19 protein-coding genes are annotated in these 25,039 nt (G+C 70.7%); 8 read left to right on the top strand and 11 right to left on the bottom strand.

Annotated features, from left to right (window positions below; translation table 11 throughout):
- Nucleotides 1-172 precede the first annotated feature (172 nt).
- The 3 genes from IF54_RS41625 to IF54_RS0131890 all read left to right on the top strand — a co-directional run bounded on the left by IF54_RS41625 (nucleotide 173) and on the right by IF54_RS0131890 (nucleotide 2,999).
- Nucleotides 173-649, top strand: coding sequence for a DUF485 domain-containing protein (locus IF54_RS41625; protein WP_199821270.1), 477 nt, complete (start codon nucleotides 173-175; stop codon nucleotides 647-649).
- A complete protein-coding gene (locus tag IF54_RS0131895; RefSeq protein ID WP_030325098.1) occupies nucleotides 643-2,235 on the top strand; it encodes a cation acetate symporter in 1,593 nt (530 codons plus the stop codon). The genes IF54_RS41625 and IF54_RS0131895 overlap by 7 nt, the downstream gene beginning before the upstream one ends.
- Nucleotides 2,236-2,339: 104 nt before the next feature.
- Complete coding sequence (locus IF54_RS0131890; protein ID WP_030325097.1) at nucleotides 2,340-2,999, top strand: YceI family protein; 660 nt, start codon at nucleotides 2,340-2,342, stop codon at nucleotides 2,997-2,999.
- 159 nt (nucleotides 3,000-3,158) lie between these two features.
- On the opposite strand, the gene IF54_RS0131885 is transcribed toward IF54_RS0131890, so the two are convergent.
- Together IF54_RS0131885 and IF54_RS0131880 are read right to left on the bottom strand one after the other, a co-directional pair.
- A complete protein-coding gene (locus IF54_RS0131885; protein ID WP_030325091.1) occupies nucleotides 3,159-4,556 on the bottom strand; it encodes a cytochrome P450 in 1,398 nt (465 codons plus the stop codon).
- Nucleotides 4,557-4,714: 158 nt separating this feature from the next.
- Nucleotides 4,715-5,836: a glycoside hydrolase family 53 protein gene (locus IF54_RS0131880; protein ID WP_030325089.1), complete on the bottom strand. Its 1,122-nt coding sequence runs from the start codon at nucleotides 5,834-5,836 to the stop codon at nucleotides 4,715-4,717.
- A gap of 192 nt (nucleotides 5,837-6,028) precedes the next feature.
- Here IF54_RS0131880 and IF54_RS0131875 point away from each other — a divergent pair, with 192 nt between their 5' ends.
- Nucleotides 6,029-8,023 carry an alpha/beta fold hydrolase gene (locus IF54_RS0131875; RefSeq protein ID WP_030325086.1) on the top strand — a complete coding sequence of 665 codons (1,995 nt, stop codon included), beginning with the start codon at nucleotides 6,029-6,031 and terminating at the stop codon, nucleotides 8,021-8,023.
- Nucleotides 8,024-8,035: 12 nt separating this feature from the next.
- Here the strand turns inward: IF54_RS0131875 and IF54_RS0131870 are convergent, their stop codons facing one another.
- Nucleotides 8,036-8,830 (bottom strand): S1 family peptidase, encoded by a 795-nt coding sequence (locus IF54_RS0131870; protein WP_030325083.1) that lies wholly within the window; start codon nucleotides 8,828-8,830, stop codon nucleotides 8,036-8,038.
- 147 nt (nucleotides 8,831-8,977) lie between these two features.
- Here IF54_RS0131870 and IF54_RS0131865 point away from each other — a divergent pair, with 147 nt between their 5' ends.
- The gene (locus IF54_RS0131865) at nucleotides 8,978-9,217 is read left to right on the top strand and encodes a hypothetical protein (protein ID WP_030325082.1); all 240 of its coding nucleotides are present in this window, start codon (nucleotides 8,978-8,980) and stop codon (nucleotides 9,215-9,217) included.
- A 62-nt stretch (nucleotides 9,218-9,279) separates the two neighbouring features.
- Here IF54_RS0131865 and IF54_RS0131860 read toward each other — a convergent pair whose 3' ends face one another.
- From IF54_RS0131860 to IF54_RS0131845, 4 genes are all read right to left on the bottom strand, one after another.
- The gene (locus tag IF54_RS0131860) at nucleotides 9,280-10,020 is read right to left on the bottom strand and encodes an SDR family NAD(P)-dependent oxidoreductase (RefSeq protein WP_030325080.1); all 741 of its coding nucleotides are present in this window, start codon (nucleotides 10,018-10,020) and stop codon (nucleotides 9,280-9,282) included.
- 36 nt (nucleotides 10,021-10,056) lie between these two features.
- Nucleotides 10,057-10,875: an SAM-dependent methyltransferase gene (locus IF54_RS0131855; protein ID WP_030325078.1), complete on the bottom strand. Its 819-nt coding sequence runs from the start codon at nucleotides 10,873-10,875 to the stop codon at nucleotides 10,057-10,059.
- Between the two features lie 84 nt (nucleotides 10,876-10,959).
- Nucleotides 10,960-11,211, bottom strand: a complete 252-nt coding sequence (locus IF54_RS0131850) for a DUF397 domain-containing protein (protein WP_020138266.1) — start codon at nucleotides 11,209-11,211, stop codon at nucleotides 10,960-10,962.
- Nucleotides 11,208-12,083, bottom strand: a complete 876-nt coding sequence (locus IF54_RS0131845) for a helix-turn-helix domain-containing protein (protein WP_030325076.1) — start codon at nucleotides 12,081-12,083, stop codon at nucleotides 11,208-11,210. The genes IF54_RS0131850 and IF54_RS0131845 overlap by 4 nt, the downstream gene beginning before the upstream one ends.
- Before the next feature lie 310 nt (nucleotides 12,084-12,393).
- On the opposite strand from IF54_RS0131845, the gene IF54_RS0131840 reads away from it, so the two are divergent.
- Nucleotides 12,394-12,792 (top strand): ATP-binding protein, encoded by a 399-nt coding sequence (locus IF54_RS0131840; protein ID WP_037820910.1) that lies wholly within the window; start codon nucleotides 12,394-12,396, stop codon nucleotides 12,790-12,792.
- A gap of 31 nt (nucleotides 12,793-12,823) precedes the next feature.
- Here the strand turns inward: IF54_RS0131840 and IF54_RS0131835 are convergent, their stop codons facing one another.
- Nucleotides 12,824-14,131, bottom strand: a complete 1,308-nt coding sequence (locus tag IF54_RS0131835; RefSeq protein ID WP_030325072.1) for a PP2C family protein-serine/threonine phosphatase — start codon at nucleotides 14,129-14,131, stop codon at nucleotides 12,824-12,826.
- 164 nt (nucleotides 14,132-14,295) lie between these two features.
- Here IF54_RS0131835 and IF54_RS0131830 point away from each other — a divergent pair, with 164 nt between their 5' ends.
- Nucleotides 14,296-15,108, top strand: coding sequence for an SAM-dependent methyltransferase (locus tag IF54_RS0131830; protein WP_030325070.1), 813 nt, complete (start codon nucleotides 14,296-14,298; stop codon nucleotides 15,106-15,108).
- Nucleotides 15,109-15,237: 129 nt separating this feature from the next.
- The gene (locus IF54_RS0131825) at nucleotides 15,238-16,446 is read left to right on the top strand and encodes a glycoside hydrolase family 88 protein (protein WP_030325068.1); all 1,209 of its coding nucleotides are present in this window, start codon (nucleotides 15,238-15,240) and stop codon (nucleotides 16,444-16,446) included.
- A gap of 49 nt (nucleotides 16,447-16,495) precedes the next feature.
- On the opposite strand, the gene IF54_RS0131820 is transcribed toward IF54_RS0131825, so the two are convergent.
- From IF54_RS0131820 to IF54_RS0131810, 3 genes are all read right to left on the bottom strand, one after another.
- A complete protein-coding gene (locus IF54_RS0131820; RefSeq protein ID WP_030325065.1) occupies nucleotides 16,496-17,761 on the bottom strand; it encodes an alginate lyase family protein in 1,266 nt (421 codons plus the stop codon).
- A complete protein-coding gene (locus IF54_RS0131815) occupies nucleotides 17,758-19,401 on the bottom strand; it encodes a glycosyl hydrolase family 28-related protein (protein WP_030325064.1) in 1,644 nt (547 codons plus the stop codon). Before IF54_RS0131815 ends, IF54_RS0131820 begins: the two co-directional genes overlap by 4 nt.
- 200 nt (nucleotides 19,402-19,601) lie before the next feature.
- Complete coding sequence (locus tag IF54_RS0131810; protein ID WP_030325063.1) at nucleotides 19,602-24,797, bottom strand: family 43 glycosylhydrolase; 5,196 nt, start codon at nucleotides 24,795-24,797, stop codon at nucleotides 19,602-19,604.
- Nucleotides 24,798-25,039: the final 242 nt, after the last annotated feature.

The following is a 25,039-nucleotide window of genomic DNA, read 5'->3' as shown; positions in this document are numbered from 1 at the left end:
ATTCACGTCCCCCCACAAGTCCGCTCTGAGCACAGCTTCGGCGTGCCTTTGCCGGACGACCGGCACGGCAGTAAAGAAGGTGCATGTGTCACGGCATTCCCCGGGGTTCGGCGGGCCGCCGTTCCCCTCTGAGACAGGTCCCGAAGGCGGTTCCGACGGAGAGCGGCAGTCGGTGTCCGGCCTGCCCGCGTACCAGGAGCTGCGCCGCACCCACCGCCGGTTCGGGGTCCGGGCCACCGCCCTCGCCGTCGGCGGATTCCTCCTGTACGTCCTGCTGTCCAGCTTCCTGCCCGGCCTGATGAACACCTCCCTCAGCGGCCACCTCACGGTCGGACTGGCCCTGGGGCTCGGGCAGTTCGTGCTGATGGGCCTGATCGTGTGGCGTTACCTCGTCCATGTGCGCACCGACGTCACGCCGGTGGTGCGCGGTCTGCGCGGCCTGGCTCGCCACCATGAGAGCGCGCGCCGCCGGCACAGCTCCTTCCAGGAACGCGCCAGCCGGCACAGCTCCTTCCAGGAACGCGCCAGCCGGCACAGCTCCTTCCAGGAAGGCCTCACCCAGCACGGCGCCTTCCAGGAAGGCATCACCCCGCGCGGTGCCTTCGAGGAGCGCACCACCCGGCGCGGTGCGGAGTTCCGCCCGTGGTGAGGGTCGGCGCCTCCGTCGTGGACCGCCTCAGCCTCCAGCTGACTCTGGTCCTGTTCCTGTCCGTGGTCGTCGTCACCCTGTTCACCGCACTGCTCACCGCGCCCCAGCGCGACGAGATCGGTGAGTTCTACCTCGGCAACCGCACCATGTCCCCGCTGCGCAACGGCCTGGCCATGTGCGGCGACTACCTCTCGGCCGCGACCCTCCTCGGCAGCACCGGCCTGGTCGCCCTGACCGGCTACGACGGACTGCTCTACCTGTGCGGCACCGCCGTCGCCTGGATGATGGTCCTGCTGCTGATCGCCGAACCCCTGCGCAACACCGGCAGGTTCACCCTCGGCGACACCCTGGCCACCCGCCTCTCCCGTATGCAGCGGCCGGTCCGGCTCGCCCTGGCGCTGTGCACGCTGACCATCACCGTCCTCTACCTGGTCGCCCAACTCGTCGGCAGCGTAGCTCTGTTGACGCAGTTCACCGGTGAACCCAGTCCCGCCACCCGTGCCCTGTGCGTCGTCGTCATCGGCACCGTCGTCATCGTCTACGCGGCCATCGGCGGCATGCCCGGAGCCACTTTCATCCAGGTCGTCAAGGCGGTCATGCTCATCTCCGGCGTCACCGTGACCGCCGTGATGGTGCTCCACCGCTTCGACTGGAACATCGGGAACCTGCTGGCCGCCGCCGCGGACAACAGCGGACAGGGCACGCGGTTCCTGGAACCCGGCCTGCGCTACGGCGCCGGCGTCACCAGCAAACTCGACTTCCTCAGCCTCCAGTTGGCGATCGTGCTCGGCCTCGCCGCCCTCCCGCACGTCATGATGCGGCTGCTCGCGCCGAAGTCGGTCGACGTCCTGCGTACCTCGGTGGTCTGGGCGATGGGCCTGGTCAGCCTCGTCTGCCTGGCGGCCGGGATCCTCGGTCTCGGCGCCACCGCCGTCCTGGGCAGCGAGACCATCGCCCGCAACGACCGCACGGGCAACGCCGCCGTCCTGCTCCTGGCGCACGACCTCGGCGGCGCCGTGCTGACCGCCCTGCTGTCCTGCCTCGCCTTCGTCACCCTGCTCGCGGTCGCCGCCGGCCTGACCCTGGCCGCCGCCTCCTCCCTGGCTCACGACCTCTACGGCGAGGTGATCCGCCGGGGCAGGGCGACCGAGACGGAGGAACTGGCCGTGGCCCGGCTCGCGGCCGCCGTCATCGGCGTCCTCGGCATGCTGCTCGCCCTGGTCTCGTGGGGCGCCAACTCAGCGACGCTCGCCTTCCTGGCCTTCGCCATCGCGGCCTCCGCCATCCTGCCCACCCTCGTCTTCAGCCTCTTCTGGCGGCGCTTCACCGCGCAGGGCGCACTCCTCAGTCTCTGCGGGGGCCTGCTCTGCTCGGTCGTTCTCGTCGTGTTCTCCCCGGTCGTCTCCGCCGTGCCCGCCTCGCTCTACCCGGACGCCGATTTCGCCTGGTTCCCCTTGCAGAATCCCGGAATCGTCTCCATCCCGGCCGGCTTCCTTCTCGGCTGGCTCGGTTCGGTACTCGGCCGTCCCGAACCGAAGGAGACATATGAGGACTTCGAAGTACGCAGTCTCGTCGGCGCCGACTAGCCGCTTTCCACTTTTCGGCGAAGGGTGTGGTGAACCCGTGGATATTTCGTCTCCGGAGGATCAAGCCTTGCGGAGACAACTCCCGTGCAGTAATTACGTGGTGCATGAACTTGTTCAACCGTGGCACCATGTTCCGCCGCTCGGAACCCGCTGACGCCTCCGCACCCCCCACCGGGTCGTCGGCCACTGCCACAGCCGTCCTTCCGAACCCCGGACTGGCGGCCCTGACAGGGGAGTGGGCCATCGACCCCGCGCACAGCAGGATCGGCTTCTCCGTACGCCACGCGATGGTCACCACCGTGCGGGGCGCCTTCCTGGAGTACCAGAGCCGCCTCTACTTCGACGGCCGCGACCCGTCCGCCTCCCAGGCGGAGATCATCGTGTCCACCGGCAGTGTCGACACCGGGGTCGAGCAGCGGGACGCCCACCTGGTGGGACGCGACTTCCTGGACTCCGCGCGGTATCCGCGCATGCGGTTCGCCAGCACCTCCGTCGAGGTCGCCGGCCCCGACGTCTACCGGATGACCGGTGATCTCACCATCAAGGCGGCCACCCGCCCCGTGGTCCTGGAACTGACCTACATAGGCCATGTCACCGACCCGTTCGGCTACCAGCGCGCCGGCTTCGACGGCACCACGACCATCAACCGCTCCGACTGGGGCCTGACCTACGACAGCAAGCTCGCCGAGGGCGGCGCGATGGTCAGCGAGAAGGTACGCCTCCAGTTCGACATCGCCGCGATCCGCACCCCTCCGGTCGGCTGACCGATCCGCACCCCTCCGACCCGCACCCCTCCGGTCGGCCGACCGATCCGCACCCCTCCGACCCGCACCCCTCCGGTCGGCCGACCGCACGCCACACCCCGGAGCGGGCCCCGCACTCGTCCGAGTCCACGGCCCGCTCCGGCGCTGCTCAGCCTCGGGTCACCGTCCGCGCACCAGCCCCGCCAGATAGCGCCACAGTGACGAACGCGGGCGTACGGCGGCCCCGTCGGCCGGGTCGGAGCCGGCCGGGGCAGCGGGGTGCGGAGCCTGCGGCACCGGCAGGGCAGGCGCGTCCGAGAGGGTGTACCGCACCGGCAGTGAACGCAGCCCGCGCATGAACGGTGATGACCGCCAGGGCAGTTGGTCGACCGGCAGGGACAACTCCAGCCCGGACAGCCGCTCGAAGAGCCTGCTGACTCCGATCGACGCCGCCCCACCGGCCAGTTCCCTGGCCGGACACTGCCGGGGCCCGGCACCCCAGGACAAGTGCGCCCGGGTGCTGATGGTCGACTCGGGGCAGACCTTCGCCGCGAACGCGGGATCCGCGTGCGCGGCCCCCACGGACACCCACACCGGATCCCCCGCGGCGATCGTGTAGTCGCCCAGCTTCATGTCGGCGAGCGGGAACCGCGGCACGAAGTTGATCAGCGGCGGCTTCTGCATCACCACGCGGTTCATGGTCTCCCGGATCAGCCCGGCCGACAGGCTGGCGCTCGCGGGCAGGTTCCCGGTGATGACCTCGACGACCGTGTTGGAGATCAGGATGCCGACGTGGTCCGAGGTCATCCCGAGCAGCATCATCAGCTCGCGGGACAACTCCTCGACGCTCAGGCCGGGATGGGACGCCAGGAGATAGGACGGGAAGTCGTCGCCGGGCTCCTTCATCTTCGACTCGCCGAGCTCCGACAGCGTGGCCAGCAGCCGTTCCAGGGCAGGTCCCGCGTCGGGCCCCGCGTCCAGCACCCGCCACATGTCCATCAGCGCGTCGTCGTGCTGAGAGCCTGGGAACCCGAGCAGATGGCTGGCGACCATGAGCGGCAGCGGCCGGGAGAACTGCGCGGACAGGTCCGCCCAGCCGGTGGGGCCGCCCTGGGTGAACAGCGTGATCAGTTCGTCGGCGTCCCGGGTGATCTTCGCCTTGAGCTGCTTGGCCACCGGGTGCCGGGGGTCCTGGAAGGGCCGGAGCGCGGCGTCCCAGGCCACCTTCAGCCCGCGGTAGCCCTCGCCGCCCTGGATCAGCACGTGGTTGACTTCCAGCGAGGGGGCCAGCGGCCAGTCCGCCGGGAGCCGGCCCTCCCTGCGTGCCCGCCAGTTCTCCAGCCCCTTCGGCCACGCGTGGTCGTCCCGGAGCACCTCCAGCGCCTCCCCGTAGCCCAGGACGAGCCAGACGGGCACTCCCAGCAGGTCGACCGGCGCCACCGGACCGTGGGTTCGGCGCAGACGCTCGTACACGATCGCCGGATCGCGTTCGTAGTCGCGGGTCATGAGCGGTTCGAGGCTCATGGACTCCAGCGACCCGTGGCCGGCTGCCGAGCCGCTGTTCAGTTGGACCCCCATGGCTTCCTTCCCTCGGTCGGGCGGTACGCCAGAGTAATGTGACCCCCCGCACTGGTCTCATGGCGGGGGGTGATTGCCGGGCCCGGCGCTCGGGGTGGCCGGGGCGACGACGAACGGCACCGCCCGCGGACGGTGCCGCCGCTGTCCGAAGTCGCCCCCTACGGGGTCCACTTGATGTTCGGGTTCACCTGGCCGGTCCAGTTGAAGACGGCCATGTTGTCCCAGCCGTCGCCGCTGCCCGAGATGTTCGCAGGGTCCCAGCCGTTGCCGGTCACCGCGTACCAGGTGGGCTCCCAGTAGAAGACCCCGATCGCGCCGTTGCTGCGGGCCGCGTTCTGCACGGCGGTGAAGTTGTCCGCCTGGCCCTGCCAGCTGAGCGGGTACCCGGAACAGCCGCTGGTGATGGAGTTGGCGGTGCCGTCCGCGTCGGCCGAGGTGAACGGGTAGGCCGTCTCGGCGATGACGACGTCCTTGCCGTAACGGGACTTCATGTCGGCCACGACGCCGCCCATGGTGGCGATCGTGCCGTGCCAGGGGCAGTAGTACGACAGCCCGGTGATGTCCCAGTTGACGCCCTTGGACTTGATGCCGTCGTAGAACCAGCGGGCGTTGGCGTCACTGTCGGCGTCGGCGGTGTGGATGATCACCCGGGTGCCGCTGTTGCACGCCTTGGTCGCGTTGTAGCCCGACTTGAGCAGCAGGGAGAGGTTGGTGAAGTCGTTGTTGACGACCTTGCCCTCGTTCCACAGCATGCCGACGTTGATCTCGTTGCCGATCTGCACGCTGTCCGGGGTGGTGCCCTGCGACTTGAGGCTGTTGCAGACGTCGTACGTGTAGTTGTAGACATCGGTCTGCAACTGGCCGATGGTGTGGCCGGCCCAGGCCGCGGGCTTGTTCTGGTTGCCGGGGTCCGCCCAGGTGTCCGAGTAGTGGAAGTCGACCAGCAGCTTCAGCCCCTTGGCCTTCACTTGCTTCGCGTACGACAGCACCTTGGCCTTGTTGTTGTAGCCGCTCGCGGGGTTGTTCCAGACGCGCAGGCGGACGTAGTTCACGCCGAGGCGCTTGAGGATGTCCAGGGGGTCCCTGGCGGTGCCGCTCGCGTCGTAGTACTTGGCCCCGAGGTCGAGAGCGCGCTGGGCGGTCGAGACATCGGCGCCGAGCATGGTGAGTGAGCCCGCGGCGGAGGCGCTGGTGGGCGTGGTGAGCAGGGATGCGGGCAGGGCGAGGGCCGCCAGGAGCAGGGCGGCCCTCACGAGGCGGCGCGGACCTTTGACGGTCATCCCGACCTCCTTGTCTGACATGACCATGTGGTCAAGCTCTGGGAACGTTCACGGTAGGAGGTGCAGACTGCGCTGTAAATACATGCGTCGTAGACACTTCGGCCAGGCTGTAGAGGTCCACGAATGCGCATCTGACTGTGCACGTGCACAAACCGGGTGCGGTGATCGCCCTGCCCGGACAGAATGCCCACCATGATCAACGGACCGCGCACCCTCCACGACCGCCTCGTCGCACAGCCGCGTCCGACCGGCCTGGCACTGGCGCCGGACGGCACTCGCCTGATCCTCTCCGTGCAGGTCCTCGACGACGGGGGATCCCGGTACACGTCCGAGTTGTGGGAGGTGGATCCTGAGGGCGAGAAGGACCCTCGCAGGGTGCCCGGCTCCCAACAGCACGACTTCGCCCCCGCGTTCACCGCGGACGGCACCCTGCTGGTCCTCTCCGGCCGTGACTCCGGCGAATCCGGGGAGGAGCCGGGGCCGTCCCTCTGGTCGCTCTCCGCGCGCGGTGAGGCCGAGCGGATCGCCCATCACCCGGGCGGGATAACGGCGTTCACCGCCGCTGCCCACGCTGCCACCCTCGCTTGGACGGCAGCCCTCCTGCCCGGCGCCGACGACGCTCGCACCCACGCCGACCTCCTGCGGCGGCGGCGCCACGCCGGAGTCGGCGCCGTCCTGTACGAGGTGGCCCCGGGCGGCGGCGGGGTCGAGCTCGGCCCCGCCGAACCCCACACCTTCGTGCGCACGGGGCAGGCCGAACCGGTCGACGTGGGCGGCCAGGGCCAAGGCATCGAAGGCGGCGGGGACATGGCCCTCTCGCCCGACGGGACCCTGGTCGCCTGCACCCGGGCCCCCACGGTGGCCGCCCCCGACACGAACACCGTGGTCATAGCCGACGCCCGCACCGGGGAGCGGCACCACGCCCTGTCCCGCCCCGGCCACCAGTACTACAGCCCGGTGTTCACCGCCGACGGCACCCGCCTGATCTGCCAGCGCCTGGAGGAGGAGACGTACGACTCCGAGTGGCAGGTCACCCTCGTCGCCTTCGACCCCGTGTCCGGTGAAGAGACCGATCTCCTGCCGGACTTCGACAACTGGCCCTGGCCGGGAATCGCGATCTGCTCACCCGTCCCCGGCGACACCACGCTGTGGTTCACCGGCGACGAACAGGGCCGGCGACCGGTCTTCCGCCGTGCCCCGGACGGCACGGTCACCCGCCTGACCGCCTCCGGCGCCTACAGCTCCCTGTGCGTGACGCCCGACGGCTCCACCCTCTACGCCCTGCGCAGCACCCTCGACAGCGCCCCGCACGTGGTCCGACTGAACGCGGCCGAGGCAGACCAGGAGCCCGACCCCGTCGCAACGCCGGGTGACCTCGGCCCGCTGCCCGGCACGCTGACCGAGGTGCACGCGACGGGGGACGACGGCTTCGCCCTGCGCGGCTGGCTCGTCCTGCCCGACGGGGCCACGGCCGAGCACCCGGCGCCGCTCCTCGTGCTGGCCCACGGCGGGCCCCAGGGCTCCTGGAGCGACTGGCCCTGGCTCTGGAACCCCTGGCCGTTCGCCGCCCGGGGCTACGGCGTGCTGCTGCCCGACCCGGCCCTGTCCTCCGGGTACGGGCAGCGCATGCAGGAACGCGGACGCGGCGACTTCGGCGGCCGCCCCTACCGCGACGTCATGGCGCTCACCGACGCCGCACTGGCCCGCGCGGACCTCGACCCGCACCGGACGGCCCTCGCGGGCTGGTCCTACGGCGGTTACCTCGCCAACCGGACGGCCACCCGCACCGACCGCTTCAAGGCGCTGGTCTCCCACTCCGGACTGTGGAACCTGGAGTCCCTCCAGGCCGCCACCGACATGCACGCGTACTTCCGGAAGATCTTCGGCGACCCCCGCGTCCGCCGCGAGCGCTACGAGGCCGACTCGCCCCACCTCGACGCGGCGGAGCTGAGGACGCCGTTGCTGATCGTGCACGGCGGAGCGGACGCCCGGGTGCCCGAGGCCCAGTCCCGGGAGCTCTACCACGAGCTGCAACGCCGGGGCGTGGCCACCGCGTTCCTGTACTTCCCCGACGAGTCCCACGGCGTCGAGGCCCCGGGCCAGTTGAGGCTCCTCTACGAGACGGTCCTCAACTTCCTGGACCACCACGTCCTGGGCGAGAAGTGGCGGCGCCCGGAACTCCTGTGACGCCTGGTCAGATCAGCGGGTGGGGATGCCCAGGTCGGCGACGACCGAGTCGGCGCGGACGAAGACCGACACCGGGTACTGCTCGTCGCAGTACTTGTTGCCGGACGACACGATGCCCACGACCTTGCCCCCGCTGATCAGCGGACCGCCCGAGTCGCCGGGGCAGATGCTGTCCGTCGTGCCCGGGCGCGGCATGCCGCACAGCATCGCCGCGGGGTCGGTGTCGGGCTCGGTGTAGGGCTGGCAGTCGGCGAGGGGCGACAGGACCAGCTTGGCCTGCTTGAGCCGGGTGCCGGTCTCGCCGGGCCCGGTGCGTCCCCATCCGGCCACGGTGGCCGTCCGGCCGTCGGCCGCCAACTCGGCGTCCTTGGGCCCGGCCACCGGGACGGTCCGGTACGGCATCGGCCGGTTCAGGGTGAGGACGGCGGCGTCGTAGGCGGAACCGGGGTTGCCGTACCGGGAGTCCAGCCGGTAGGACGCGATCTTCCGCTCGGTTCCGCCGGTGCCGTCCACCTGGGTGCGGCCTCCGATGACCCGCAGCGCGGACACGTCACCGGCGTTCATCACGCAGTGGGCGGCGGTGAGGACCTTGGTGGGCGCGATCAGCGAGCCACCGCAGAACTGGTTGCCGTCGAGCTCGATCAGCATGGCGTACGGCCGCGCCGCGGTGGTGGTCGGGCCGCCGCCCTTGATCGCGGAGGCGGGAGCGGCGGTGGACCAGAGCGCGGCCGCGGTGAGCACGGCGGTCGTGACGACGGCGGCGGCGCGGGTTCCGGGACGAGCGGAACCGGCCAGGCGTACGGTCATGATGTTCCCCCTGAACTACGGCGCGCGAAGCCCGACTTGGCCCCGCGCGGTGTGGTCGGTGGGGAGGACGAGCCGAGAAGACGCATTGGTTTCACATGACACACGATTTCGTCCCGCACGATCACCGACGCCCGCAGGAGGCCGGTCATGCCCAAGGACCGCCCATGGAACCGCGCCGCCTACACCCAGGCGGCCGCCCTCGACGACCTCGACCTGGACAACGCCCGTGACGAGGAGGTCCGGCGCTACTGCCTCCAGCGGGCGCGCGCCTTCCTCGCCAGGGCCGAGCACGACGAGTCGGCGATCAACAGCAGTCGGCAGCTGGAGATCGCCTCGCAGTACGCGACGATCGCGCAGGCATTCCGACGGGACCCCGACACCCGCTGACGGACCGGTGCACGTCCGGGAGCGCCTGCGCTGGCCGGAGGCGGAAACCCGGCTGTCCGTCCTCAGGTCAGGTTCAGGCCGCCGTCCAGCACGATGACCTCACCGGTGAGGTAGCCGCTGGCGATCACCGAGGCCACCAGGTCGGCCACGTCGGACGGCCGGGCCGGTCGGTGCATCGGGGCGCGGTCGCGCCACAGGTCGTGCGCCTCGGCCCAGTCCTTCGTCATCGGGGTGTCCACCAGGCCGGGGGCCACCGCGTTCACCCGGACGTCGGGGCCGAGCGCGGCCGCGAGCAGCCGGGTCACGTGGTTCAGCGCGGCCTTGCTCGCCGCGTACGGCACCGAGGACCCCTTGGGCCGTACACCGGCATGGCTGGTGATGTTGACGATGCTGCCGCCGCCCGGGGACCGGCGCAGGGCCGGAAGGGCCGTCGTGCACAGCACCCAGGGCGCGATGAGGTTGACCTCCAGCAGCTGCCGCCAGTCCGCCGGCGTCGCCGCCGCCAGGTCCGCGTGCGGGATCGGCCAACTGATGCCCGCGTTGTTCACCAGCACGTCCAGCCGGCCGAACCGGCCCAGGGCCGTCTCGACCAGCCCACGGGCCTCTTCCTCCACCCCCAGGTCCGCCTGGAGGTAGGCGCCGCCGAGCTCCGCGGCCAGCGCCTGCCCGGCCGCCGCGCTGCGCCGCGAGTGCACGACGACTCGTGTGCCGTCCGCCGCGAGGCGCCGTGCGACGGCCTCCCCGATCCCGGACGTGGACCCGGTGACCAGGGCGACGGGCCGCTCCCGCTCTTCGTTGCTCATGCCGTGGATCTTGTCACGGCACGAAAGCGCACCACGTCACGGCTTGATGCCCACCCCGGCCCATGCGCTGACCTCGGCGTCCGTCGGCTCCGGGGCCGTGCCCTGCGGGTCGTCCTGGCGCCAGAGGTGGGTGAGGGAGATGCCCGGGTCGAGCAGGTCGAGGCCCTTGAAGAAACGGGCCACCTCCTCCTTGCTGCGCACCTGGGCCCGGGTGCCCGCGGCGGCGTAGATGCCGACGAGCCTCTCCCACAGCTCCGGCGCGAAGTCGCCCGTGCAGTGGCTCACCGCCAGCGCGCTGCCCGAGGGCAGGGCGTCCAGGAGACGGGAGACGGTGCCGTACGGGTCCCAGTCGTCCGGCACGAAGTGCAGGATGGCGTTGAGCGACAGGGCGACCGGCCGGTTGAGGTCCAGGGTCCTCGCCAGCTCGGGCGAGCCGAGGATCGCCTCGGGGTCGGTGAAGTCGCCCTGCACGTAGGCGGTGCGGCCCTCGGGAGTGTTGCGCATCAGGCGCTCGGCGTACTTGAGGACCAGCGGGTCGTTGTCGGCGTAGACGACCCGTGCGTCGGGTGCCACGGACTGTGCGACCTGGTGCAGGTTCGGCTCGGTCGGGATGCCGGTACCGATGTCCAGCCATTGGCGCACGCCGTACTCCTGGGCGAGGACCCGGGTGGCCCGGTGCATGAAGGCGCGGATCTCACGGGCGCACGTGAAGATGCCGGGGTAGGTGGCCGCGACGGTCTCGGCCGCCTTCGTGTCGACGTCGAAGTGGTCCTTGCCGCCGAGGTAGTAGTCGTACATCCGGGCGGAGTGGGGCCGGCTGGTGTCGATCTCCCGCGCGGCGTGGGAGTTGGTCATCCTGTCCCTTTCAGGTGGGGTGCGTGGGGGTGTCGGGCAGGTCGCTGCCGGGGCAGGTCCGGCTCGGGTCGTGGGGCAGCCGGCTCAGCCGGCCGTCAGATGGTCGGCGAGACCCCGCTTGACGCCCGCGACGAACGCGGCGATCTCCTGCGGGGTGTAGATCAGTGCGGGTCCGGCCGGATCGGTCGACTGCCGCAGCGCCACCCGCCCGTCGGCCAGGAGCTTGGTCTGCACGCACTGGCCGCCGTTGGGGCCGCTCCACGGGGACTCCCAGCCCTGCTCACCGAGTTCGGCGGCCGGCATCCCGTTGTAGACGTGACAGTCGGTGCTGGTCATGAGTACTCCTTGCGCATGCGGTTCAGGAGTGCCCTGCTGTCCGCGTCCGAGGTCAGCAGGGACATGCGGCTGTGCGCCTCCAGATGGGCCACCACGTCCGCGCGCTGGTCCAGGTACATCGCGCCGGAGAGGACCTCGGTGTAGACGATGTCCGGCAGCTCCGGTTCCTCGAAGCGGAAGCAGGTGAACGGGGCGCACGCGCCCACATGGGCACCGGCGGTGAACGGCACCACGTCGACACTGACGTGCTCCAGCTCCGCGACCTCCAGGAGCCGTTCGATCTGCTCCCGCATGACCTCGGGGCCGCCGACCACCCGGTGCAGTACGGCCTCTTCCATCACCACCCACAGCGTGGGCGCGTCGGGTCTCTCCAGCAGACCCTGGCGGCGCAGCCGCAGGTCCACCCGTCTGCCCAGGTCCTCGTCGGCCTCCTGGGGGAAGCCGCCGCGCAGCACGCCGTGCGCGTACGCGCGGGTCTGGAGCAGTCCCGTCACGTAGTGCGGCTCGTAGGTGCGCAGGGTCCTGGCCCCGGCCTCCAGACTGACGTAGGCGCTGAACCAGTTCGGCAGCACGTGCCGGTAGGTGTGCCACCAGCCGGGCTCGTTGGCCCGCTCGGCCAGGGCGACGAACTCGTCGATCTCCTGCCGCTCGGCCCCGTAGGTCTCGAGCAGCTTCTCCACGTACAGCGGCTTGAGCGCGACCTCCGCCTTCTCCAGGCGGCGGATGGTGAGCGAGGTCACTCTGAGCGCCTTGGCCGCGTCGTCCAGCGACTTGCCCGCGTCCTGCCGCCGTTCCTGGAGACGCCGGCCGAGGATCATGCGCAGCACGGTGGGGGCACTGGTGCCACCCGTGCCCGTACGGCCTTCGCTCACGTCCTGACCTCCTGAGGGGCTGTCACCGGCACAAGTCCCGCTGCTACTTGATGACGCGACCGGACCGATACCGGCTCTCTGAAATTATCAGGAAGCTGGTTGCAGGTTGAACTTCATTGCGAGCATGATTGCCTGTGTGACCCGTGCCGCCGAACGCGCGCACAGTGACGTACGTCAACCGCCCCTACCCTCCTGCCGGTTGGCACCGATCCCGACCTCTCCGATGCGTCTCGCCAGGCCGCGCTGCCTCCCACGGAAGGCCAACACCGTGTCCCCCCACACGACTTCGTCCCCCCAGCTGTTAGACGCCGTGGACCAGGAACGAACCCACTGGATCGAGCTTCCCGCGCACCGTTCCAGCGTCGGGGTCGCCCGCCGCTCGGTCGGCACCCGGCTCAAGTCCTGGAGCCTGCCCGGCGAACTGCGCTCCGATGCGGTCCTGCTGCTGTCGGAACTGGCCACCAACGCCGTGTGCCACACCCTCAGCGCCCGCATCCTGTGCGGCATCGGACTGGTCACCGAGGGGATCCTCCGGCTGGAGGTGCACGACCACGACCGCTCCCGCCGCAGACTGCGCCGCTGCCGGGCGGCCCTCGACGACGAGGGCGGCCGGGGCCTGTTCCTGGTGGAGGAACTCGCGGAGACCTGGGGGGTGGACCGCTCCCGGCTCACCGGCGGGAACGCCGTCTGGGCGAATCTGACGGCCTGAACCACCGAACCGGCCGGCCTGAACCACCGAACTAACGGGCCGCCGGGGTGAGTTCGGCGAGCAGCAGCGTGCGGTCGTCCGAGCGGGCCGGGTCGGAGGGGGTGTGCAGCAGCCGTCGGCACAGGGCGGGCAGCGGATCGTGGTCGGCGGCCGCCGTGTCGAGCGCCTCGGCGAGGCGGGCGATCTCCTGGTCGATGTCCGCGTCCCGGGACTCGACCAGACCGTCGCTGTAGAGCACGAGCAGGGCCGGGTCCTCGACGCTCAGCACGGTCGGCTCGTAGCTGCCCGCGCCGAGACCCAGCGGCAGGCCCGCGCCGACCAGGGTGACCGGGGCGGTCCGGCCGTCCGGGCCGCGCAGCAGCGGGGGCGGGTGCCCGGCCCCCACCAGGGTGCAGGTGCGGTGCCGCGCGTCCCACTCGGCGTAGATGCAGGTCGCGAAGGAGGCGCCCGGGGTCTCGCTGGCGAGCGCGTCGAGCCGTCGTACGAGATCGGCGGCGGGGATGTCCAGACCCGCCAGGGTGCGCACCGCGGTGCGCAGCTGGATCATCGCCACGGCCGATTCCGGGCCGTGCCCCATCGCGTCCCCGACGATCAGGCTGACCCGGTCGCCCGGCCGTCTGAGCACGTCGAACCAGTCGCCGCCGATGATCGAGCCCTGGCCCGCGGGCAGGGACCCGTGGGCGATCCGGCAGCCCTCGACCTCCTGGATGCTGCCCGGCAGCAGGCTGTTGCGGATGGCCAGCGCGGTACGGCGCTCGTGCTCATAGCGGCGCGCGTTGTCCAGGGCGACCGCGGCCCGGGCGGCCAGCGACTCCACGGCCGCGATCTCCGCGGTCAGGAACGGCCCCCGCTCCGGCCCGCGCGAGCAGGCGACGAAGCCGATCGCCCCGCCCCGCAGCCGCAGCGGCACCACGAGGAACGAGCGCGTCTTGAGGAGTTCGCCGATCCGCGCGTCCTGGCCTGCGGACACGGTGAGCCGCTCGGCGGTGTGCTCGTCCACCGAGTCGAGCAGCTGGGCGTGTCCGTCGACCAGGGCACGGGCGTACGGCGTCGCACGGGGGAAGACGAGCACCTCGCCGACCGGCAGGGTGCGCTCCCAGGACTCGGGCGCGTCGGTGCCCACCCGCAGGGCCAGCCTGCGTGCTTCGATCTGGGCGGGGTCCGCGCCGGCGTACGTGGTCTCCTCGCGGCGCCACCGCTCCAGCAGGTACAGGGATGCCGCGTCGCAGAAACCGGGGGTCAGCGCGTGCACGACATGGCTGCCGGTCAGCCCCAGGTCGAGTTCCGAGCCGATGACGTCGGCCGCCGGCGAGAAGGGCGAGCGGCGGGGCGCGGGCACGGTGGCGGGGGTGTCGTCGGAGGATCTGTGCGGTTCGTTCCGCAGGGTCGTGGGGCCTTTCCGGGTGGGGGTCCGGGCGCCCGGTGGGGGAGCGATGATCGCCGGGCCTACGACCGCAACTATATGATGAGACGTCAAGTACCTTGGTGGGGAAGGACGTTCTGGTGATCGACTCGGATGCACTGCCGCCAGGGGCCGATCCGGACAAGGCGAGCGTAGCCCGGATGTACGACGCGATGCTGGGTGGGGAGCACAACTTCGCCATCGACCGCGAGGCCGTGGCGGCCGTCACCGCCATCGACCCCCAGGTGCGGATGCTCGCCCGCGCCAACCGCGCCTTCCTCGGCCGTGCCGTGCGCCACCTGGCCGGGACGGGGGTGCGGCAGTTCATCGACCTCGGCTCGGGCATCCCGACGCAGGGCAACGTCCACGAGGTGGCCCAGGCGGCGAGCCCGGGCGCCCGGGTGGTCTACGTCGACAAGGACCCGGTGGCCGTCGCCCACAGCGCCACCCTGCTCGCCGACAACCCGCACGCCGACATCGTCGACGCCGACATCCGGCGCCCCGCCGAGGTCCTGTCCTCGCCGCAGGTGCGCAAGCTGATCGACTTCGATCAGCCGGTCGCCGTCCTCATGGTGGCGATCCTGCACTTCGTCACGCCGGAGGAGGACCCGGCCGGGATCGTCGCCGCCTTCCGTGACGCCCTGCCGGAGGGCAGCTGGCTGGCCCTGTCCCACGCGACCGACCAGGACCGCCCGGACACGGCGGCCGCCGTCACCCAGCTGTACCGTTCCCGCGCCACCTCGCCGGTCACGGTCCGCTCCCGCGAGGAGATCCGGGCTCTCTTCACCGGCTTCGACCTGACGGAGCCGGGCCTGGTCCACGTCCCCCTGTGGCGCCCGGACGCAGCGGAGGACATCCCGGAGAACCCGTCGGAGTTCTGGGTGTACGCGGGGGTCGGCCGCAAGAACGGGTGACCGTGACGGACGTGAACGCGTGATCGTGTTCACCCTCTTGAACATCGCTCACGTGGGTGTACAGCTGTGCCTGTGCCGTGTCACGCTCGACCAACTCCCGTGACGTCCGACCGAGTTGGAGGCGTGAGCATGACTGTTTCCCGCCGCACCGTTCTGGCCACCGCGACCGGTGCCGCAGTGGCCGGAGCGTCCGCGACGCCGGCCGTGGCCGCCGCACCCGGCCTGCGCGGGCTGCGCGCGGCCGCCGACTACGCCGTCGAGAAGCTCCACGCGGTCGCGCCGACCGTGACCGCCTTCCCCGTCGGCACCAGGTTCGAGAAGTGGACCTACTCGCAGAACGGCGACTGGGTCGGCGGCTTCTGGCCCGGCACCCTGTGGATGGCCTGGCTGCACAGCAAGGACGACGACTTCCGCACCTGGGCCCTCGCGTCCGCGGCGAGGCTGGCTCCTCGTCAGTACGACACCGGCACCCATGACCTGGGCTTCCTCTTCTACCCCTCCTGGGTCACCGCCTGGCGGCTGACCGGCGACGAGACCTGGCGGGCGGGTGCCGTGCAGGCGGCCGACTCCCTCACCCGGCGCTACAACCCGCGCGGCCGTTTCATCCGGGCATGGGGCGCGCTCAGCGATCCGAAGAACGCGGGCCGGGTCATCATCGACACGATGATGAACCTCGACCTCCTGGCCTTCGCGAGCCGGGAGACCGGCGACAGCAGATACCTGGAGATCGCCACGGAGCACGCCAGGACCGTGCAGAGGGTCTTCCCGCGCCCGGACGGCTCGACCCCGCACGTCTACGACTTCGACCCGGAGACCGGGGCACCGGTCGGCCCGGACACCGTCCAGGGCTACAGCCCCACCTCGTGCTGGTCGCGCGGCCAGGCCTGGGGTGTCTACGGCTTCACCACCATGTACCGGCGCACCGGGAACCGCGAGTTCCTGACCACCGCCCGCAGACTCGCCGACTTCGCGATCGGGGCGCTCGGCGCGGACCACGTCCCGGTGTGGGACTACCGGGCGCCGCAGCAGCCGTACGACATCAAGGACGCCTCGGCCGGCGCGATCCTGGCCTGCGGGCTGCTCGATCTGTCCGCGGCCTGCGGGCGCGGCTCCTACCGGGACGTGGCGCTGCGGCTGCTCACCGCGCTGGCGGAGACATGTCTGACGCGGAACTCGGCCCGCGCGGAGGCGGTCGTCGCCCGCTGCACCCGCAACCGGCCGAACGAGGACGGGATCGAGATCTCGCTGCCGTACGCCGACTACTACCTGCTCGAAGGCATCCTGCGGGTGCTGCGGCCGCAGGACGTCGACCAGGCTATCGACCTGTCGACGTCCTGACGCACTCGTCACCGGCATCGCTCACCCGGTGCTCCTCGTCCGGCACTCCTCACCCCGTGATGGAGTCCAGTTGTTCCGCCGCCGGGCGCAGCGCCCACAGGTCACCGCCGGGCGGTGCCTCCAGCCGTGGAACAGCCCTGCGGGCCCGTGCGTCACCCGCGTCGGCGGCCGCGTGCACCACGTCGGTGACCGCGTAGCGGAGGAACTCCAGCTCCGGATGCGGCCAGGGGGCGGCTCCGGTCGCGGCGGGCAGCAGATAGTCCACCGCCCTGGACAGGCTCTGCCCTTCCGGGCCCTGATAGGCCCACAGGTCGACGCCGACGTGTCGGCCGATGGCCGCGAGCCGGGTGTAGGCGACCAGGTCGAAGGTCGAGTAGTGCCAGCTCCGGGTACGGGTCAGCTCCTGGGGCTGGCTGCCGTCCGCCGCGATCTGCGGTGCGATGCGTCTGCTGCGGGCGTCCAGGACCGTCCGGCGGGCCAGGGCCCTGTCGCCGGTCGCGTAGGCGAGGCCGGCGAGCAGCAGGTCGTAGAAGGTGCCGTGGTTGTTGGCGGCGGCGCCCTCCTGCCTGCCGAAGTCGCTGTCCTTGAGCCAGTCGAGGAAGGCGGTGTTCCACCGCGCCATGCCGGTGCGGTCCTTCCGGCTCCACCCCGGCGCACCGGTGTTCAGGAGGGCGATCGCGTCGATCACGCTGGTGTAGGACTGGGAGAAGTCGATGATGCCGATGGCGCGGCCGTCGTACTTGCAGGGGATGAACTGGGCGTGCTCCAGGTGGGGGTTCATCCGCGTGGCCGGATCGAGGAACCAGGTGCGCACCACCTGCCCCGCCTTCTCGGCGTACTGCTTCCTGCCGGTGTAGTACCAGGCGAGGGACAGGTCGTAGGCGGAGTCGAAGGTCTTCTCGAGGTCCTGACGGTCGGTCCCGGAGTCGACCTCGGGATTGCGCTCGCCGTCGCGCTGCACATAGGGGCAGCCCCACGGGTTGTCGGAGGTCGGGGACTGCGACGGCCACCAGTACGGGGCCTGGCTGAGGTAGTCGTGGACATCGCCGCCGGGGGCGGGCCGGGGCTTGTCGACGACCGTCCAGGGGCCCTGGCCCAGCCACGCGTCCGCGCGGGTCGTCAAGGCCCGGACCGCCGCACGCAGTTGAGGATCCCCCAGGTGCTCCATGGTGTGCTGGAGACGGGCGCCGTCAAGGACCGTGGTGTCCGGGACAGGGACCGCAACCGAGGTCCGCGCCGCGACAGGAGCCGTGAGGCCCGAGGTGAACGCGGCAAGGGCCGTCAGGAGCACGAACCACCGGGAGCGCGCGTTCACCGGACCACCCCCTTGAGCCCGCGCTGGGCCTGGTACAGATTTCGCGGCCGCACCGCCCCCGGACTGCCGTACAGCTCCAGGCGCGTGTGCAGATCGCCTGCGAAGTCGGGCACGTCGATCTGGTCGAACTCCCTGACCTCGTCGATGCCGACGGTCGCCGAGTACGGCGCCAGGCCGTCGATCTTCACCAGCCCCGCCCGTCCGTTGGTGACCCGGACGTTCCAGTGGGTGAACCGGGCGCCGAACAGGGGCCCCGCGCTGGCGTCGCCGCCGTGGCGGCCGTCGTTGTTCAGGGTGATGTCGGTGCGCACATTGGCGAAGGGCAGACCGCGATGGCTGTCGAAGGTGCCCATCCGCATGTCCCCGCGCGACCAGACGTTGTACGACGACAGCCCCTCGACGTTGATGCCGTGCAGCTGGGTGCCCGCGGGCGCCGGGCTGGTGCGCTCCTCGATCGTGAAGTCCTCGACGAGATTGTCGTGCGAACCCTCACGGCAGAAGTAGGGGTGATGGGAGCCCCGGCCCGCCACCCGCGTGCGGCGCAGAGTGCACGCGGAGGCGGCCACCAGGCCGAAGCCGTTGTCGACATGGCGGACCGTCACGTCGTCGACCCAGCAGTCGTACGCGCACTGGAGCGCGACACCGTTGTGCCCCTTGTCCAGCAGATGCGGCTGCTGCGGGGTCTCGACCGCCTCCAGGGTCAGGCCCTCGACTCCCGACCCGGTCAACTCGGGCACGTGCGTCGTCAGTTGCGGCTGCCATTCCGGGCGAAGGTCGAGCGGCAGAGGGCGTTCGAGGGTGACCTCGCGTCCGCGCACGCGGGCGATGCGGACGGGCCACTCGTAGGGGACGTACGACGTCAGCTTCGTCTTGTCGTCCCAGAAGTAGGCTTCGGGTCCCGGCCCGCCGCCGCACATGTGCTCCAGGAGGGTGTGGTCACCGTCGTCCGCGAGCCGCAGGAGGACCAGGGCGCCCGGACGCAGCGCGGAGGCGTCGGCGACCCGCACCCTCCAGGCGCCCTGGCGGGCCGGAGCGATGCTCGTGAGCGTCCGCCACTCGTCGCGCCGGTTGCCCGTCCAGCCCTCGAAGGGCCACGCCCTGGCCCGGATCGCCGCGACGAGGGACTCCCAACGGGCCCTGGGTGCCAGCCAGATCAGGCCTCCGGCCCAGGACCAGGACGACTTGTCCCCGCCGTAGCGCGAGCCGTAGGCGCCGATGAGCTCCGTGAGGTTCTTCGTCGCGTACAGCGTCGTACGGCTGCTGCCGGCGCCCTTCAGGGTCACGTGCGAGCGGTCCACGCGGATGACGTCGTCGATCCGGAAGGTGCCCGGCGGGATGGTGACCGTGCCGCCACCGGCCCTCCCGGCGGCGGCGATGGCACGGTTGATCGCGGGAGCGGAGTCGGTGGAACCGTCCGCCACGGCGCCGAAGTCGCGGATGTCGGCGACGACTCGCCGACGGGGGAAGCGTTCCGCCCCGGCGTGGCAGCCGGTTCGCCCGACGTACGGGATCTGCGGGTGGGTGAAGGGGGTGCGGCTGTACTCCCGCCACAGTGGCGTCGCTTGGGCCGCGGACGCGGTCCCGGTGGTGAGGGCCACGGCGACGGCGCTTCCCAGCGCCGCCCGTCTAGTCATGCCCATGACATTGAACTCGTTCATGTGGATCGCCCTTCCCATGCGTGTTCATGGATGTGAACGATGTTCATGAGTGCGTTGGGCGGTGAGCATGCCACGACGCTGTGCTGGGCGAAAGAGGTTGCGCAGACGTTAAGAGGTCAGCCCGTGCAAAAGCAGAGCCCCGTCGACAGGACACGCTGTCGACGGGGCTCCGTGGAGGGGGACTACCGCCGGCCGCTGCCGACGGCGATGAGGCCGGTGATCTTCGCACCGGTCAGGTTGTCGTAGACGACCTCACCGCCGTCCTTCTTCCAGATGCGGAGGCGGAAGGTGTCCGGGGCATCGGTGGCGGTGACCCGGAAGGCGTACCCGTCCTTGCCGTTGACCCGGCCGGACCCCTGGTAGACGGCCTGGGAGCCGGATACCACCAGCCAGTCGGACCCCGTCGAGCGGAACGTCAGCTTGGCCGGGCCGAAGTCGAAGGAGACCTCGCCCACCGGCGCCGTGAGTCCCGGCAGGTAGGCCGCCGCGAAGGAGAAGGCGGCGTGGCCCGTCAGCGCCGGCCTGGCCGGGTAGGCGCCGGCCGGGGAGCCGATGACACCGGCACCGAGCACCGGACCGGCGGCACGGTCGTAGACGACCAGCTCCGCAAGCGTCCGGCTGTCCGAGGCGCCGTCGTCGTCGGTCACGGTGACCACCGGACGGCGGACCCCGGCCTTGGCGTACGTGTACTCGGCCCGGCAGCCCGAGGCGGTGACCGTGCCGGAGCGCGGCGCGCTGCCGTCCTTCCAGTCGACCACGCAGCTGTGCGTGTCACCGGCACCCGCGTCGGTGAACGCGGCCATGACGACCGTGGGCCTGCCGAGCTGCACGGGGGACTGCGGACCCGTGGCGGAGGTGACCACCGGTGCCGCGTTGGCCACCTTCACCGTCGCCGTGTCGCTGCTGCGGCCGCCGGTCAGCGTGACCCTGAAGGTGCCGTTGTCGGAACACGTCACCGTCGTGGCGGCCGCGTTCGGGTCGGCGAAGGTGCAGGGAGCACCCTTCTCGACCGTCCACTTCGGGCTGCCCGCGCCGGAGATCGTGCCGTGCAGCGCGATCGCCCCGCCCTCGGTGCCGCTGCCGTCCGCGCCGGCGTGCACGATGCTCACCGGGTCGATGCTCGTCAGCGTGGGCACGACCTTCTTGATCAGGCCGTCGGCGTCGAACTCCAGCTTGTCGACGGTCGTTTCGCGATGCGTGCCGTCACCGCCGGGGATCGCGAACCGGTGGTAGGCGATGTACCAGTCGTCGGTGTTCGGCACATGGACCACCGAGTGGTGGCCGGTGCCCTTGATGCCGAGGGAGAGGTCCTTCTCCAGGATCACGCCCCGCTTGGTCCAGGGGCCGGTGGGGGAGGGGCCGGTGGCGTAGGCGACGCGGTAGTTCTCGTCGCGGGTGTCGTTCTCCGACCACATGAAGTAGTAGGTGCCACCGCGCTTGATGACGAACGTGCCCTCGTTGTAGCCGCTGGGCGTAATGTCCTTCATCTTCGTGAGGTCGACGGAGGTCATGTCGGCGTTCAGCGGGGCCACGTAGGCGTGCCCGTTGCCCCAGTAGAGGTACGACTGCCCGTCGTCGTCCGTGAACACGGCAGGGTCGATCATCTGGCCGCTGAACTGGCCCGCCTTCAGCAGGGGTTGACCCAGCGCGTCCTTGAACGGACCCGTCGGCGAGTCGGACACCGCGACACCGATGTTGGCGTCGGCGCAGAAGTAGAAGTAGTACTTGCCGTCCTTCTCGGCGATCGTCGGCGCCCAGGCCCTGCTGTCCGCCCAGGACACGTCGGGACCGAGGTCGAGGATGACCCCGTGGTCCTTCCAGTGGACCAGGTCGGTGGAGGAGTACGCCTTGAACTGCGTACCGCTCCAGCCATCGAAGCCGTCGGTGGTCGGGTAGAGGTAGAAGGTGTCGCCGAACCGCACGATGTTCGGGTCGGCGTTGAGGCCCGGCAGCACCGGGCTCTTCATGACGAGCGCCGACACCGTCCAGGTGCGCTTCTTGCCGTCGGACCCCGTCACCTCATAGGTCACCGGCTTGCTGAAGTCCTGCACGCTGCCGGAGGCCGGGCTGATCGCCGCTCCGTGCGCGAGGGTGAACTCCGGTGCCAGCGCGGTGAGATCGGTGCCCTCCTTCATGGGCAGCGTGACCTTGCCGTCGGCGTCGTCCACGATGGCATCGACCTTCAGCGCCGGGTGCGTCGCCTTCGCGATGCCCGCGGTGTTGCCGCTGAGCTCCATGACCTCGGCTGCGGTCAGGGCGCGGTCGTAGATGCGGAAGTCGTCGACCTCGCCGCCGAAGGACGGGTCGGCCGCGTACAGGGACTTGCCGATGTAGCCGCTGTAGTCCTTGTTCGCGTCGTAGAGCTCGGACGGCTTGATGGTGGTCGTCGTACGGGCCGCCTCGACACCGTCGACGTAGAGGACCATCCGGCCGGTCGCTCCCTCGAGGGTCACGGTGACGTGCTTCCACTGGCCCGGGGTGAGCTGCGAGCCCGCCGTCAGCTTCGACTCCGCCGACCAACTCGCCTTCGTGATGGCCGAGTAGAGGCTGTTGCCGCCGTTGGAGGGGGTGGCGAACAGGTACCTGTCGCTGTCGGGGCCGAGCCCGAACAGCCACTGGAAGCTGCTGCCGCCCTTCCACTTGGCGTACGTCGACACGGTCACGCTGCCGGCGTTCTTCAGCACGCCGTTCGGGATCCTCACGTACGGCGAGCCGGAGTCGCCGGACATCTTGAACGAGCCGTCCTCGACGCCGGTGCCGAAGCCGGGCGTGCCGACGTAGGTGCCGTGGTAGCCGTGACCGCTGGAGTCGACCGCGATGTTGCCGGACGTCTCGTCGAAGCCGTAGTGCAGCAGCAGGTCGGCCGGGACGTCGGGACCCTCGGCGGAGACGGTGACCTCGGCCCGGACCGGGATCGCGGCGCCGTCCGGGAGACTTCCGGTGACCGTGAAGGTGCCGGGCTGGGCGTACTTCGACGCCGGCACGTCCTCCCAGGCGACCGCGACGGGGCGCTTGACTCCGTCTGCGTACGTGGCGATCACGGTGGCGGGCAGGACCGGCGCCTCGCCGGTGCGCGTTGTCACCGTGATGCCCTCGACGCCCTCCACGAGCCGGTCGGGCTGGTAGGCGCGCAGCAGCCGGTCGTACTCGGCCTGGGTGACCGGCAGGACGGTGCCGTGCCGGGGTCTGGCGGGCAGGTCGTACCCGGTCGACGGGGTCCAGACGCCGGAGTCGAGGTCCGTCGTCTCGAACGGGAGGTAGCCGCGACCGCCGAACTCGTCGAGGAAGGCGTACCACTTGTCCTCGGTGTTCGACTTGAAGACCAGCGGGCCCTCGGCGGCGCTCATCGTCCCCTTGCCGATGCCCTCGGCGACCGGGGTCCACGAACCGAGGATCGAGTCGCTCTTCTCCTCGAAGATGAACTTGCTGTTGGGCGTGGAGGAGGAGTTGTTCCGCTCGTCCTTCGACAGCCGGTAGTAGGTGCCGTCGTGCTGGATCATCGTGGAGTCGATGACCGAGTAGCCGCGGTCGACCCAGACCCTGGGCTCGCTGAAGGTGTAGAAGTCACGGGTGGTCGCGTACATCATGCGGTTGTACGTGTCGCCCGAGTGCCCTGCGTTGTCGTACAGCTTGGACGCCCAGAAGACCACGTACTCGCCGCGCTGCGCGTCGTAGAACGCCTCCGGCGCCCAGGTGTTGCCCGCGCTGTCGGGGGAGATCCTGACCAGCCGCTGGTTCGTCCAGTGGACCAGGTCGGTGGACTCCCAGACCATGATGGACTTGCTGCCGGTGCGCTGGGCCGCGTCCCAGTCGCCGTTGCCGTAGATCCTGAGGTCGGTGGCGATCTGGTAGAACTTGTCGCCCTCGGGGGAGCGGATGATGAACGGGTCGCGCAGGCCCTTCTCGCCGAGCGTGGAGGTCAGGACCGGCTTCCCGTCGTTCAGCTCCCGCCACTTGAGCGGGTCGTCGCCCTTGCTGAGCGCGGCGTAGAGCTGTTCGCCGTCCGAGGTGCCCTCGCCGGTGAAGTAGCTGAACATGTAGCCCTTGAGGGCCTGCTTCGCCGGGAGTTCGGCGACCTTCGCGGTGAAGGTGCGGGTCGCCGTGGCCGCGCCCTTGGTGACGGTGGCGGTCAGTTCGACGGCCGTGGCGCCGGCGCCGTGCGCGGGGCGGTGGACCACGCCGTCGTCCGCGACCACCTCCTTGTCGGCGGAGGACCAGGAGACGGCCGTGCCGTAGTCACCGGTCGTCGGCAGGGTGAGGTTGCCGCGCACGTCGTCGACGGTGTGCACGACGAGGTTCGCGGCCGCCTTCTCGGTGGCCGTCCGGTCGTCGAAGGCCGGCAGGACCGTGACCTCGAAGCTCTTGGTGTCGGTGGCGGAACCCTTCTTCAGGGTCGCCGTGAGGGTGGCGTGGCCGTCCGGCTCGCCGGCGGCGGGGCGGGTCACCTTCCCGGAGGCGGACACCACGTCGGGGTGGTCGCTGGCCCAGGTGATCGTCGACCCGCCCGCCGTGCCGGACTTGGGGAGGACCAGGTCGGCCGTGACCGCGCTGGTGTCGCCGAGGCTCAGCGCGGCCTTGTCGGCGGCGACACCCTCCGCCGCGATCGGCAGGGTCAGTTCGTCGACCTCGGCGGGGCTGAGGGCGCGGTCGTAGACACGGAAGTCACGGATGCGGCCCTTGAAGAGCTTGTCGCCCGAGTAGACGGACTTGCCTATGTAGTTGGCGGTGGTGGAGCCGGCGCCGATGGAGCCGGGCGTGATGGTGACGGCCGTGTTGCGGCCGACCTCGACGCCGTCCTCGTAGAGGATGCCGGTGCTGCCGGTCTGGGTGTAGGTGAGCTGCTTCCACACCCCGCGGGCCAGGTTGTGCGCGTCGTCGGGCCTCGTGTTCTGCTCGGTCGACCAGTTGCCGCTCGCGATCGCGGTGCGCAGGGAGTTGCCGGTGGCGAACAGGTACCCGTTGCCGGTGCCGCCGCTGGAGTTGCCGAAGCCGTAGAGGAAGTACGGCGTGCTCTGTGCCGGGTCGATCTGCACGTCCATGGAGACGCTGATCGAGGTCATGCCCTTCATGACGTCGTCGGGCACCTTGATGTAGGTGTCGGAGCCGTTGAAGGCCAGCCCCTGCCCCGGGTTCGACCAGTCGGCGGTGCCGTTCAGGGTGCCGTTGCGGCCGTGGCCGGAGGCGTCCGGGACGGTGCTGCCGGAGGCGGCGTCGAGCTTGTACCAGAGGGCGGGCCCGTCGGAGACGCCCGCGGTGTCCGCCGCATGGGCGGGGAGCACGGGTGCGGTGAGGCCCAGGAGCAGTGCCGCGGCGGTCAGACCGCCCAGGCGGCCCGCCCGGCGTCTCGCGCGCAGGCGCGGACGTGCGAAGTGCGTCATGTGGGGTTCCCTGCTGAGACATGGCGGGCCCCCACCGAGAGGCATGGCGGGGCCTCGGCCGTGAGCACCCTGCCGTTTCGGCGGTGTGACGTCGTGTTGCGAGAGTGTCAATCGCGTCCCACGGGAGCGTCAAGAGTTTTCGAACGATGTCCGACTGGCCGAACAACTCATTTCCCGGCATGTCAAGGAGAGTTGGGGGCAACCGGGCTGTACGGAAGGTCATGACCAAGTCAAACGTCATG

This window comes from Streptomyces sp. NRRL B-3229 (assembly GCF_000719505.1).
Classification (GTDB): domain Bacteria; phylum Actinomycetota; class Actinomycetes; order Streptomycetales; family Streptomycetaceae; genus Streptomyces; species Streptomyces griseorubiginosus.
The sequence above is the reverse complement of the archived record's forward strand: the minus strand, read 5'-3'. Positions and strand labels throughout refer to the sequence as shown.